General features: G+C 73.2%; 13 protein-coding genes. 9 read left to right on the top strand and 4 right to left on the bottom strand.

Annotated elements, in window-relative coordinates:
- Positions 1-27: 27 nt before the first annotated feature.
- The gene (locus tag DN051_RS30710) at positions 28-942 is read right to left on the bottom strand and encodes a DMT family transporter (RefSeq protein ID WP_112440012.1); all 915 of its coding nucleotides are present in this window, start codon (positions 940-942) and stop codon (positions 28-30) included.
- Here DN051_RS30710 and DN051_RS30715 point away from each other — a divergent pair.
- The 3 genes from DN051_RS30715 (at position 941) to DN051_RS30725 (ending at position 3,535) form a co-directional block, all read left to right on the top strand.
- Entirely contained in the window at positions 941-2,374 is a 1,434-nt protein-coding gene (locus tag DN051_RS30715; RefSeq protein WP_053759757.1) for an aminotransferase-like domain-containing protein, read from the top strand. The two genes, DN051_RS30710 and DN051_RS30715, sit on opposite strands and share 2 nt — an antisense overlap.
- A 51-nt stretch (positions 2,375-2,425) precedes the next feature.
- Positions 2,426-2,845, top strand: a complete 420-nt coding sequence (locus DN051_RS30720; RefSeq protein ID WP_112440014.1) for a GNAT family N-acetyltransferase — start codon at positions 2,426-2,428, stop codon at positions 2,843-2,845.
- Between the two features lie 96 nt (positions 2,846-2,941).
- Positions 2,942-3,535 (top strand): histidine phosphatase family protein, encoded by a 594-nt coding sequence (locus DN051_RS30725; RefSeq protein ID WP_053759759.1) that lies wholly within the window; start codon positions 2,942-2,944, stop codon positions 3,533-3,535.
- Here the strand turns inward: DN051_RS30725 and DN051_RS30730 are convergent.
- The 3 genes from DN051_RS30730 to DN051_RS45165 all read right to left on the bottom strand — a co-directional run bounded on the left by DN051_RS30730 (position 3,517) and on the right by DN051_RS45165 (position 6,610).
- Entirely contained in the window at positions 3,517-3,960 is a 444-nt protein-coding gene (locus DN051_RS30730) for a DUF6314 family protein (protein WP_112442527.1), read from the bottom strand. The genes DN051_RS30725 and DN051_RS30730 overlap by 19 nt on opposite strands.
- A gap of 173 nt (positions 3,961-4,133) precedes the next feature.
- Positions 4,134-6,410 (bottom strand): heavy metal translocating P-type ATPase, encoded by a 2,277-nt coding sequence (locus DN051_RS30735; protein ID WP_112440016.1) that lies wholly within the window; start codon positions 6,408-6,410, stop codon positions 4,134-4,136.
- A 41-nt stretch (positions 6,411-6,451) separates the two neighbouring features.
- A complete protein-coding gene (locus tag DN051_RS45165; RefSeq protein ID WP_159054097.1) occupies positions 6,452-6,610 on the bottom strand; it encodes a hypothetical protein in 159 nt (52 codons plus the stop codon).
- A 189-nt stretch (positions 6,611-6,799) separates the two neighbouring features.
- Here DN051_RS45165 and argC point away from each other — a divergent pair, with 189 nt between their 5' ends.
- From argC to DN051_RS30765, 6 genes are all read left to right on the top strand, one after another.
- Positions 6,800-7,828: an N-acetyl-gamma-glutamyl-phosphate reductase gene (argC, locus tag DN051_RS30740; RefSeq protein WP_053759761.1), complete on the top strand. Its 1,029-nt coding sequence runs from the start codon at positions 6,800-6,802 to the stop codon at positions 7,826-7,828.
- Positions 7,825-8,976 (top strand): bifunctional glutamate N-acetyltransferase/amino-acid acetyltransferase ArgJ, encoded by a 1,152-nt coding sequence (gene argJ, locus DN051_RS30745; protein ID WP_112440018.1) that lies wholly within the window; start codon positions 7,825-7,827, stop codon positions 8,974-8,976. The genes argC and argJ overlap by 4 nt, the downstream gene beginning before the upstream one ends.
- Complete coding sequence (gene argB / locus DN051_RS30750; protein WP_053759763.1) at positions 8,973-9,878, top strand: acetylglutamate kinase; 906 nt, start codon at positions 8,973-8,975, stop codon at positions 9,876-9,878. Before argJ ends, argB begins: the two co-directional genes overlap by 4 nt.
- Positions 9,875-11,071 carry an acetylornithine transaminase gene (locus DN051_RS30755; protein WP_112440020.1) on the top strand — a complete coding sequence of 399 codons (1,197 nt, stop codon included), beginning with the start codon at positions 9,875-9,877 and terminating at the stop codon, positions 11,069-11,071. Before argB ends, DN051_RS30755 begins: the two co-directional genes overlap by 4 nt.
- A 7-nt stretch (positions 11,072-11,078) precedes the next feature.
- Positions 11,079-11,615, top strand: coding sequence for an arginine repressor (locus DN051_RS30760; protein ID WP_053759765.1), 537 nt, complete (start codon positions 11,079-11,081; stop codon positions 11,613-11,615).
- Between the two features lie 150 nt (positions 11,616-11,765).
- On the top strand, positions 11,766-12,614 hold the full coding sequence (locus tag DN051_RS30765) for a class I SAM-dependent methyltransferase (RefSeq protein WP_112440022.1): 849 nt from the start codon (positions 11,766-11,768) through the stop codon (positions 12,612-12,614).
- Positions 12,615-12,628 lie beyond the last annotated feature (14 nt).

Here is a 12,628-nt window from a genome sequence, read left to right on the forward strand (position 1 = left end):
GACCCGTCGGTACCGGCTCGTGCGGCCTCAGCTCCGCGCCCGTTGCGTGACGGCGATGCAGACCAGCACGGCCGCGGCCGTCACCGGAGCGGCCACTGTCACGTGTTCGCCCAGCAACAGCACCGACCACACCAGTGTGAGCAGCGGTTGGGCCAACTGCAACTGGCTGGCCCGGGGGATGCCGATGGCGGCCATGCCCCGGTACCAGACCACCAGGCCGAGGAACTGCGAGCCCGCGGCGACCCAGATCACCCCGGCGACGCTGTGCGCGGTGAGCCGGACGGGCTCGTGCGCCAGGGCCACCGCGGCGGCCGGCACGGTCAGCGGCAGGCAGAGCACCAGTGCCCAGCCGATCACCTGCCAGCCCGGCATGATCCGGGCCAGCCGCCCGCCCTCGGTGTAGCCGGCCGCGCACACCAGCAGCGCGGCGAACAGGTACAGATCGGCGCTGGACAGCGCGCCGCCGCTCTGCTGCACCGTGAACACCAGCACCGCCGCCGCGCCGACCAGTGCCGCGGCCCAGAAGGTGCGCGAGGGACGGGCGCCGACGCGCAGCGCGGACATCACGGCGGTGGTCAGCGGCAGCAGGCCGACCACGACCGCGGCGTGCGCGGTGGTGGAGGTCCGCAGGGCGAGCGTGGTCAGCAGCGGGAAGCCGACGACGACACCGGCGGCGACCACCGCGAGGCCGGCCCAGTGGGACCGGGCCGGCGGCGCGACGCGCAGGAGCAGCAGACAGGCTCCCGCGAGGAACGCCGCGAGCACGCTGCGCACGGCGACCAGCGACCAGGGGCCGAAGCCCTCCAGGCCCCAGGCGGTGGCGGGGAAGGTGAGGGAGAAGGCGGTGACGCCGAGGGCGGCCTGCACGGTGCCCGAGGGGGACCTCGGTGTACCGCTGACCGCTATCGCGGTCGGGGCGATAGCGCTACTCTGTGCTCTCATGCAAGAGCGTAGCAGTGTCGGTGAACTGGCGAACCAGCTGCGGAGCGAGCTGAACCACTACTCTCCGGGTGGAAAGCTCCCGTCGAGCCGGGTGCTCGTCGAACGGTTCCGGGTGAGCCCGGTGACCGTCTCCCGGGCGCTCGCGCAACTGGCGGCCGAAGGGCTCGTCGTGACCCGGCCGGGCGCCGGTGCCTTCCGGGCCCGGCCCCGGGCCGGCGGCGCGGCCCAGGGCGACACCTCCTGGCAGGAGGTCGCCCTCAGCGCGGACGCGTCCACCGAGGTCGTACCGCGCTCGGTGGACGCCTCCGGCGTGCTCGTCTCGCTGGCCGCTCCGCCGCCCGGCGTGATCGAGTTCAACGGCGGCTATCTGCACCCCTCCCTCCAGCCGGAGCGGGCGATGGCCGCCGCGCTCTCCCGGGCCGGGCGCCGTCCCGGGGCCTGGGGGCGACCGCCGATGGAGGGGCTGCCGGAGCTGCGCGAGTGGTTCGCCCGCAGCATCGGCGACACCGTGGGCCCGGCCGACGTGCTGGTCAGCGCGGGCGGGCAGACCGCGCTGACCACCGCGCTGCGCGCGCTCGCCCCGCCCGGCGCCCCCGTCCTGGTCGAGTCGCCCACCTACCCGGGCATGCTGGCCATCGCCCGAGCGGCGGGGCTGCGACCGCTGCCGGTGCCCGTCGACGCGGACGGTGTGCGGCCCGCGCTGCTCGCCGACGCGTTCCGGGCGAGCGGCGCCCGCGTCTTCGTCTGCCAGCCGCTGTTCCAGAACCCCACCGGCGCCGTCCTCGCCCCCGAACGGCGCGGGGAGGTGCTGCGCATCGCACGGGAGGCCGGTGCCTTCGTCGTCGAGGACGACTTCGTACGGCGGCTGGTGCACGCGGACGCGCCGCCGCTGCCGCGTCCCCTGGCCGCCGAGGATCCAGACGGCGTCGTCGTGCACGTCGGTTCGCTGACCAAGGCGACCTCGCCCAGCTTCCGGGTGAGCGCCCTGGCCGCGCGGGGCCCGGTCCTGGAACGGCTGCGCGCCATCCAGGTCGTCGACACCTTCTTCGTGCCCCGGCCGCTCCAGGAGGCCGCGCTGGAACTGGTCGGTTCGCCCGCCTGGCCGCGCCACCTGCGGACCGTCGCGGCCGAGCTGAAGGTCCGCCGGGACGCGATGACGTCCGCGCTGCGCCTGCGGCTGCCCGAACTCGCGCTGCCGCACGTCCCGTCGGGCGGCTACCACCTGTGGCTGCGGCTGCCGGACGGGACCGACGAGTCGGCGTTCACCGCCGCCGCCCTGCGCGCCGGAGTCGCGATCGCACCGGGCCGCCCGTACTTCAGTGCCGAACCCCCGGCGGGCCACGTCCGGTTGAGCTTCGCCGCGGTGGCGGGCACCGGCGAGATCACGGAGGGGGTGCGGCGGCTGCGGGCGGCCTGCGACGAGCTGCTGTGACCACGGCGAAAATCCCTCGACGCCGGCCCCGGCGCCTGCGATTCTCCCGGCATGACCGAGGGCTACGAGATCTCCGACGACCCCGACCGCATCGGCGCCGGGCGGGTGCACCGGTGGCTGTCGACCGACGCGTACTGGGCGGTCGGACGCTCCCGTGAGAAGCAGGACCGCGCCATCGCCGGCTCGGTCAACTTCGGCGTGTACGACGCGGTGTCGGGCGAGCAGGTGGCGTACGCCCGGATCGTGACCGACCACGCCACGTTCGCCTGGCTGTGCGATGTGTACGTCGATCCGTCGGTGCGGGGCAAGGGGATCGGCACGGCGCTGGCCGAAGCAGTACGGGAGCGGATGCGGCTGTACGGGGTGCGGCGTGTGCTGCTGGCCACGCACGATGCGCACACGGTGTACGAGAAGGCCGGATTCGCCCCGCTCGAACGGCCCGACCAGTGGATGGCGCTCCTCTTCGAGTGAGGCGTTTGGCGGCAGTTGTCCGGCTGATCCTGACCTTCCAGTAAGGTTTCGCCAATACCTCTTGACCTGCGCACTCTCCCGGCACACGATCCCCACATGGCAGTTCGGGTCACATTCGTCGCCGCGGCGCGCGGTTCCTCGCTGCTCGGCGAGCGGTTCGAGGACGACCGGCCGCTGGACCAGGCGGGCTGGGACGAGGTGCAGCGCGTCGCCCACGGCCTCGTGCCGCTCGCGGCGGCCGAGCTGCGCTACTGCTCGCCCACGCCGCGCAGTCGCGCGACCGGCGACGCCCTCGGCTACGCCCCGCTGGTGCAACTCGCGCTGCGGGACTGCGACATGGGCCGGTGGCGGGGGCTGACCCTCGGTGAGGCGATGGCGCGCGAGCCGGACGCCGTGGACGCCTGGCTGGCCGACCCGCGCTCCCTGCCGCACGGCGGTGAGTCGCTGCTGACCTTCATCGGCCGGGTCGGCAGCTGGCTCGACACCCGGCCGGGCGAGGACGGCGGCCGGATCGTCGCCGTGGCCGAGCCCTCCGTGATCCGCGCCGCCCTGGTGTACGCCCTGAAGGCTCCGCCCGCGACGTACTGGAACCTCGACGTCCGCCCGCTGTCGACCACCACCGTCACCGGTCACGCCGGCCGCTGGAATCTGCGCTTCGACGCGGGCGCGGCTCAGTCCACCCTGATGTAGTCGGTGGTCAGCACCAGATCCTTCGCCGGGCCGCGGACCCGCCAGACGGTCCGCCAGTGGCCCCGGTCGCGGACGGTGAACTCGCCCCGGTAGAGGTCGGCCGAGCAAGGATGGTCGGCGACGTGCCGTCCGTTCGCCAGGTCCAGGTCGTGGAACGGGCGGCCGTCCGCGAACCGCACGTCCGCCGCGGAGGGCACCGGCCCCGGCAGGAAGCGCAGGGTGCGCTCGGCCGGCCGGGGCACGCCCCGCCAGACGAACGTGCCGCTCTCCTCGTGCAGCAGCCCGCCACCGTCCAGCGGGCCGAAGACGGTCGTGCCGGTGAATTCCCCGTGGTCGCCGCTCGCCAGATCCCGCACGTCACGTCCGACCCGCCAGTGCCCGGCCAGATGTGCCAGCACATCCCGTACCGGCCAGAACTCACCCATCCCGTCCCGCTCTCCGTCCCGCCCGTCGCCGGCGACGATCCCTGGCGCCGCCTCGCCCTTCCCATCCTGCCGTTCCCGGTGCCGGCCGGGGCACGCCGTGGCGAACAGCTCACCATGCCGGCCGCCCGCCTCCACGGCGGGGACACACCGTGGAGCCGGGCGGCCGGCTCGGACTATTTGAAGGAGCGCAGTCGCAGGCTGTTGGTGACGACGAAGACGGACGAGAACGCCATCGCCGCACCCGCGATCATCGGGTTCAGCAGGCCGGCCGCGGCCAGGGGCAGGGCGGCGACGTTGTAGCCGAAAGCCCAGAACAGATTGCCCTTGATGGTGGACAGCGTCCTGCGGGAGAGCCGGATGGCGTCCGCCGCCACGCGCAGGTCGCCGCGGACGAGGGTCAGATCACCGGCCTCGATGGCGGCGTCGGTGCCGGTGCCCATGGCCAGGCCGAGGTCCGCGGTGGCCAGGGCGGCCGCGTCGTTGACGCCGTCGCCGATCATCGCGACCGAACGGCCCTCGGCCCTGAGCCGCTCGACGACCGCCACCTTGTCCTCGGGCAGCACCTCCGCGATCACCTCGTCGATCCCGACGGCCCGTGCCACGGACTCGGCGACCAGCCGGTTGTCGCCGGTCAGCAGGACCGGGTGCAGCCCCAGCGCGCGCAGTTCGGCGACGGCCCGGGCACTGGTGTCCTTGATCGCGTCGGCCACCGTGAGGACACCGCGCGCCCGGCCGTCCCAGGCCACGGCCACCGCGGTACGCCCCTCGGTCTCCGCCGCGGCCTTGGCCCCGGCCAGCTCCGGCGGCAGCTCGACGGCCCACTCGCCGAGCAGCTTCTCGCGTCCCACCAGCACCGCGTGCCCGTCCACGACGCCCTGGACGCCGAGGCCGGCGACGCTCTCGAAGTTCTCCGGTACGGGCAGGCCGCCGACCCGTTCGATCGCCCCGGCGGCGATCGCCCGGGCGACGGGGTGCTCGGAGGCGTGCTCCAGCGCGCCGGCCAGGCGCAGCAGTTCGGTCTCGTCGACGCCCTCGGCGACGTACACGTCCTGGAGCGTCATCCGGCCCGTGGTGACGGTCCCCGTCTTGTCCAGGACGACGGTGTCGACCCGGCGGGTGGACTCCAGGACCTCGGGTCCCTTGATCAGGATGCCGAGCTGCGCCCCGCGTCCGGTGCCGACCATGAGCGCCGTCGGGGTGGCGAGTCCCAGCGCGCACGGGCAGGCGATGATCAGGACGGCCACGGCCGCGGTGAAGGCGGCGGTCGCGTCGCCGGTGGCACCGAGCCAGGCGCCGAGCGTGCCCGCGGCGATCAGCAGGACGATCGGCACGAAGATCCCGGAGATCCGGTCGGCGAGACGCTGCACGGCGGCCTTGCCGTTCTGCGCGTCCTCCACCAGCCGGGCCATCCGGGCGAGCTGGGTGTCCGCGCCGACTCGGGTCGCCTCGACGACGAGCCGGCCCCCGGCGTTCACGGTGGCACCGGTGACGGCGTCCCCGACGGTCACGTCGGCCGGCACCGATTCGCCGGTGAGCATGGCGGCGTCGACGGCCGAGACGCCCTCGACCACGGTGCCGTCGGTGGCGATCTTCTCACCGGGCCGCACGACGAAGCGGTCGCCGACCGCCAGCTGCCCGACCGGGATCCGCACCTCTTGTCCCGCGCGCAGCACGGCGACGTCCTTGGCGCCCAGCTCCAGCAGCGCGCGCATCGCCGCGCCCGCCCGGCGCTTGGACTTCGCCTCCAGGTAGCGCCCGGCGAGGATGAAGACGGTGACGCCGGCCGCGGCTTCCAGGTAGATGGCGGAGGAGCCGTCGGCGCGGGAGACGGTGAACTCGAAGCCGTGCCGCATCCCCGGCATGCCGGCGTGTCCGAAGAACAGCGCCCACAGCGACCAGCCGAGCGCGGCGAGCGTGCCGATGGACACCAGCGTGTCCATCGTCGCGGCACCGTGCCGGGCGTTGACGAGCGCCGCCCGGTGGAACGGCAGGGCGCCCCAGACGACGACGGGGGCGGCCAGGGTCAGCGAGAGCCACTGCCAGTTGTCGAACTGGAGGGTCGGCACCATCGCCATCAGCACCACGGGCACGGACAGGGCGAGGGAGACGAGCAGCCGCTGCCGCAGGGAGAGCGGTTCGCCGTCCGCCGCGGCGGGGGTCTCGGTGCCGGGCGTGGTGCCGGTGTCGGGGGGAGGCGGCTCCTCGGCGGTGTAGCCGGTCTTCTCCACGGTGGATATGAGGTCGGCGACCTCGACGCCCGCCGGATAGGAGATCTTCGCCTTCTCCGTGGCGTAGTTGACCGTCGCCGTGACGCCGTCCATCCGGTTGAGCTTCTTCTCGACGCGGGCGGCGCAGGAGGCGCAGGTCATGCCGCCGATGGAGAGCTCCACCCGGGAGGTGGGCACCGGCACCGTGCCGGGCGGCGCCTTCTCGGGAGCCGTGCTGGTCATTGCGTATCTCCTGGGGGAGGCCGGGGCGCGCAGCGTCCGTATCAGCGGAGCGACGCGTCCCGGCGCGGAAGTGAATGCGCGGTGTCGTCGCGCGGCGGGTCCCGGCGGGAGCGTCGGACGCGGCCCGCGGTCTCCCGGCCGGCCTCGGCGACGGCACCGCGGGCGGTGTCCCGGGTGCCGGAGTTCGCCTCGACGGTCATGGTGGTTTCCTCGGGTCGTGTATGTGTGGCCGGTCAGCGGAGGGCTCGGGTTCCCCGGGCTCCCCGTCCACACCACACACTATACCCCTAGGGGGTATGGGGTACACCCGGATGGCGTCCGGCGGCCCGCGGAGCGTTGCATAAACGTGCAGCGAAACGTATAGTCATGCCATCCAGGAGGAGGGTTCCATGACGGTACGCGCGGCCGTGGCCGGAGCGAGCGGATACGCGGGCGGAGAGCTGCTGCGTCTGCTCCTGACGCACCCCGAGGTCGAGATCGGCGCCCTGACCGGCGACTCCAACGCCGGCCGGCGGCTCGGCGCACTTCAGCCGCATCTGCTGCCGCTGGCCGACCGTGTGCTGAGCGAGACCACCGCCGATGTGCTCGCCGCTCACGACGTCGTCTTCCTCGCCCTGCCGCACGGCCGGTCCGCGGCCGTCGCCGAGCAGCTCGGCCCCGACGTCCTGGTGGTCGACATGGGCGCCGACTTCCGGCTGAAGGACGCGGCCGACTGGGAGCGGTTCTACGGCTCCCCGCACGCCGGGACCTGGCCCTACGGCCTCCCCGAACTGCCGGGCGCCCGCGCCGCGCTGGAGGGGTCCAAGCGCATCGCGGTGCCCGGTTGCTACCCGACCGCCGTCTCCCTCGCCCTGTACCCGGCGTACGCCGCGGGGCTGGCCGGGACCGAGGCCGTGATCGTCGCCGCGTCCGGCACCTCCGGCGCCGGCAGGACGCCGAAGCCGCATCTGCTCGGCTCCGAGGTCATGGGCTCCATGTCGCCCTACGGCGTGGGCGGCGTCCACCGGCACACGCCCGAGATGATCCAGAACCTCAGCGCGGCGGCGGGCGAGCCCGTCACGGTGTCGTTCACGCCGACCCTCGCCCCGATGCCGCGCGGGATCCTCGCCACCTGCAGCGCCACGGCCCGCGAGGGCGTCACCGCCGAGTCCCTGCGCGCCGCCTACGAGAAGGCCTTCGCCGACGAGCCGTTCGTCCACCTCCTGCCCGAGGGGCAGTGGCCCGCCACGGCGTCCGTCCACGGTTCGAACGCCGTTCAGGTGCAGGTCACACATGACGCCGCCGCGAACCGCATCATCGCGATCAGCGCCATCGACAACCTGACCAAGGGCACCGCGGGCGGTGCCGTACAGAGCATGAACCTCGCCCTCGGACTGCCCGAGGAGCTGGGACTTTCCACGATCGGAGTCGCACCGTGAGTGTCACCGCTGCCCAGGGCTTCACCGCCTCCGGCATCGCAGCAGGCATCAAGGAGAACGGGAACCCGGACCTGGCCCTCGTGGTCAACACCGGGCCCCGCCGCGCCGCCGCGGGCGTCTTCACCTCCAACCGGGTCAAGGCCGCACCGGTCCTGTGGTCCGAGCAGGTCCTCAAGAGCGGGCAGATCTCCGCGGTCGTCCTGAACTCCGGCGGTGCCAACGCCTGCACCGGACCGAAGGGGTTCCAGGACACCCACGCCACCGCCGAGAGGGCCGCCGAGGTGCTCGGCCTCGGCGCCGCCGACGTCGCGGTCTGCTCGACGGGCCTGATCGGTGTGCTCCTGCCGATGGACAAGCTGCTCCCGGGCGTCGCCACGGCCGCCGACCAGCTCTCCGAGCACGGCGGCGAGAAGGCCGCCATCGCCATCAAGACCACCGACACCGTCCACAAGACGTCCGTCGTGACCAAGGACGGCTGGACCGTCGGCGGCATGGCCAAGGGCGCCGGCATGCTGGCCCCCGGCCTCGCCACCATGCTGGTCGTCCTCACCACCGACGCCGACCTCGACAGCGACGTACTGGACCGGGCCCTGCGCGCCGCCACCCGGACCACCTTCGACCGCGTCGACTCCGACGGCTGCATGTCGACCAACGACACCGTGCTGCTGATGGCCTCCGGCGCGTCCGGCGTCAGCCCGGACCACGCCGAGTTCGCCGAGGCGGTGCGCAGCGTGTGCGACGACCTCGGGCAGCAGCTGATCCGGGACGCCGAGGGCGCCAGCAAGGACATCAAGGTCGAGGTGATCAACGCCGCGACCGAGGACGACGCCGTCGAGGTGGGCCGCTCCATCGCCCGCAACAACCTCCTCAAGTGCGCCATCCACGGCGAGGACCCCAACTGGGGCCGGGTGCTCTCCGCGATCGGCACGACCTCGGCCGCCTTCGAGCCGGACCGGCTCAACGTCGCCATCAACGGCGTCTGGGTGTGCAAGAACGGCGGCGTCGGCGAGGACCGCGACCAGGTCGACATGCGCTTCCGCGAGGTGCACATCCTCGCCGACCTCGCGGCCGGCGAGCGGACCGCCACCATCTGGACGAACGACCTCACCGCCGACTACGTCCACGAGAACAGCGCGTACTCCTCATGACCACCAGGAAGCACACCGCCCTGCCCAAGGCGCAGACCCTCATCGAGGCGCTGCCCTGGCTGACCCGGCACCGCGGCAAGACCGTCGTCATCAAGTTCGGCGGCAACGCCATGGTGGACGAGGACCTGAAGGCAGCCTTCGCCCAGGACGTCGTCTTCCTGCACCACGCGGGCCTCAAGCCCGTCGTCGTGCACGGCGGCGGTCCCCAGATCAGCAAGGCCCTCGACCGGCACGGCATCGTCAGCGAGTTCAAGGCGGGCCTGCGCGTCACCACCGAGGAGGCCATGGACGTGGTCCGCATGGTGCTGGCCGGACAGGTCCAGCGCGAGCTCGTCGGGCTGCTCAACCGGCACGGACCGCTCGCCGTCGGCCTCACCGGCGAGGACGCGCACACCATCACCGCCACCAAGCACCAGCCCCGGATCGACGGCGAGTTGATCGACATCGGGCGGGTGGGCGAGGTCACCGCGATCGACACGGGCGCGATCGAGGCACTGCTCGCCGACGGCCGCATCCCGGTCGTCTCCTCGATCGCCCGCTCCGAGGACGACGGACATGTCTACAACGTCAATGCTGATACGGCGGCTGCGGCACTCGCTGCTGCGCTGGGCGCCGAAACCCTCATGGTCCTCACGGACGTCGAGGGCCTCTACGAGGACTGGCCCCGCTCGGACGAGGTGATCAGCCGCCTCACCGCCTCCCAACTGGAAAAACTGCTGCCGGAGTTGTCCTCCGGCATGGTGCCGAAGATGGAGGGCTGCCTGCACGCCGTACGCAACGGCGTGACCACCGCCCGCGTCATCGACGGCCGGGTCCAGCACTCGATCCTGCTGGAGATCTTCACCGACGAGGGCATCGGCACGATGGTCGTGCCCGACGAGCACGAGGGGGAGCCGTCATGAGCAACCAGGAACTCACCGCGCGGTGGCAGGGCGCGCTCATGAACAACTACGGCACCCCGAGGCTCGCGCTGGTCCGCGGAGAGGGCACCAGACTGTGGGACGCCGACGGCACGGAGTACCTCGACTTCGTCGGCGGCATCGCGGTCAACGCGCTGGGCCACGCCCACCCGGCGGTCGTGACGGCGGTCGGCGAACAGATCGCCTCGCTGGGCCACGTCTCCAACCTCTTCATCGCCGAACCGCCCGTCGCCCTCGCCGAACGGCTGCTCCAGCACTTCGGCCGGGACGGCAAGGTCTACTTCTGCAACTCCGGCGCCGAGGCCAACGAGGGCGCCTTCAAGATCGGCCGGCTCACCGGGCGGACCCACATGGTGGCCACCGAGGGCGGCTTCCACGGCCGCACCATGGGCGCCCTCGCGCTCACCGGCCAGCCCGCCAAGCAGGAGCCCTTCCGGCCGCTGCCCGGCGACGTCACCCACGTCCCGTACGGCGACGCGCAGGCACTGGCCGCCGCGGTCACCGAGGACACGGCCCTGGTCGTCATCGAACCCGTCCAGGGGGAGAACGGCGTCGTGGTCCCGCCCCCCGGCTATCTCAAGGCGGCGCGGGCGATCACCGCCGCGACCGGCTCCCTGCTGGTCCTCGACGAGGTGCAGACCGGCATCGGCCGTACCGGGCACTGGTTCGAGTACCAGGCGCACGAGGGCGTACTGCCCGATGTCGTCACACTCGCCAAGGGGCTCGGCGGCGGGCTGCCGCTCGGCGCCACCGTCGCCTTCGGCCGCGCCGCCGACCTGCTGCAGCCCGGACACCACGGCACGACCTTCGGCGGCAATCCCGTCGCCTGCGCCGCCGGACTCGCCGTCCTCGACGTCATCGCGAACGAGGGCCTGCTGGACAACGTCAAGCGGCAGAGCGAGCGGCTGCGGGACGGAATCGAGTCCCTGGGACACCCGCTGGTCGCCCATGTCCGGGGTGCGGGCCTGCTCCTGGGTATCGTGCTCAGCAAGCCGCTCGCGCCGCAGGCGCAGCAGGCGGCCCAGGACGCCGGTTTCCTGGTGAACGCGCCCGCCCCCGATGTCGTACGGCTCATGCCGCCGCTGAACCTCGGCGACGACGAAGTGGAGGCGCTTCTCCAGGCGTTGCCCGGCATCCTCGACGCAGCGCACGGGGACGGACTAGCCGGAGAATGAGACGACGATGAGTCACGCGCAGGACCACGGACACGCAGGGCCTGCCGTGCCGCAGACCCGCACCGCACGCCACCGCCGGATCGTGGACATCCTCAACCGGCAGCCGGTGCGCTCCCAGAGCCAGTTGGCGAAGCTCCTCGCGGACGACGGGCTGACCGTCACCCAGGCGACGCTCTCCCGGGACCTGGACGAGCTCAACGCGGTGAAGATCCGCAACACCGACGGCGACCTCATCTACGCCGTGCCCAGCGAGGGCGGCTTCCGCACTCCCCGGGCACCGCTCGGGGAGTCGGCCAAGGAGGAGCGGATGCGGCGCCTCTCGCAGGAACTGCTGATCTCCGCGGAGGCCTCCGCGAACCTCGTGGTCCTGCGCACCCCGCCGGGCGCCGCCCAGTTCCTGGCCTCGGCCATCGACCAGGCCGAACTGCACGACATCCTGGGCACGATCGCCGGCGACGACACCGTGCTGCTGATCAGCCGGCAGCCGGACGGCGGGCAGGCGCTCGCCGCGCACCTGCTGCGACTGGCCCAGAACGGTCACTGAGCCCGCTCCCCGGCCGTACGGCGCCCCGCCCGGCCGCCCGCGGCGCCGTCCGGATCGCCCGGTTCCTCGACCTCGGGTCGCCGTGACCTGGCACCGTACGACCACCGGTATTTCCGGGGTGAGGGACAGGGCGAGGGAAGGGAGACGGCCATGGACGCCGCGCGCGGGGCGGACGACGGACAGAAGGCGCTGTGGAACGGGGTCGCCGGACGCAACTGGGTCGCCACGCAGGACCTGATCGACCAGGTGTACAAGCCGCTCGAAACGCTGGTCGCCGAAGCGGCCGGGCCCGGCTCACGGGTGCTCGACGTCGGCTGCGGCACGGGCGCCACGACGGTCGCGGCGGCTCGGCGGGCGGGCGCGGGCGGAGACTGCGTGGGGGTCGACATCGCGGAGCCGATGATCGCCGCCGCCCGGGCGCGCGCGGAGCGGGAGGGCGTACCGGCGCGGTTCGTCCGGGCCGACGCCGCGACCCACGCCTTCGAACCGGACTCCTTCGACCTGGTCGTCTCGCGCTTCGGCGTCATGTTCTTCGACGACTTCGCCGGGGCGTTCGCCAATCTGCGCCGCGCGGCGCGGCCGGGTGCCCGGCTCCGGCTGGTCGTCTGGCGCGGCCCCGACGACAACCCCTTCATGACCACGGCCGAACGGGCCGCGGCCCCGCTGCTGCCGGACCTGCCGCGCCGCGAGCCGGACGCGCCGGGCCAGTTCGCCTTCGCCCGGGCGGAGCGTATCCGCGGCGTGTTGGAGGACGGCGGCTGGACCGGCGTCGACACGGAGCCCGTCGACGTCGAGTGCGTGATGCCCGCGAAGGATCTGGAGCGCTACGTCACCCTGCTCGGCCCGGTCGGCCGGGTCCTGCCCGGCGTGGACGAGCGGACCCGGGCGCGGGTCGTCGAGGCACTCCTCGCCGCCTTCGCGCCCTACGTGCACGACACGGAGGTCCGCTTCACGGCCGCGTGCTGGCTGGTCGGCGCCACGGCGGGCGGAACGACGTGACTGTGCTCGGCCCG

The sequence above is a fragment of the Streptomyces cadmiisoli genome, assembly GCF_003261055.1.
Classification (GTDB): domain Bacteria; phylum Actinomycetota; class Actinomycetes; order Streptomycetales; family Streptomycetaceae; genus Streptomyces; species Streptomyces cadmiisoli.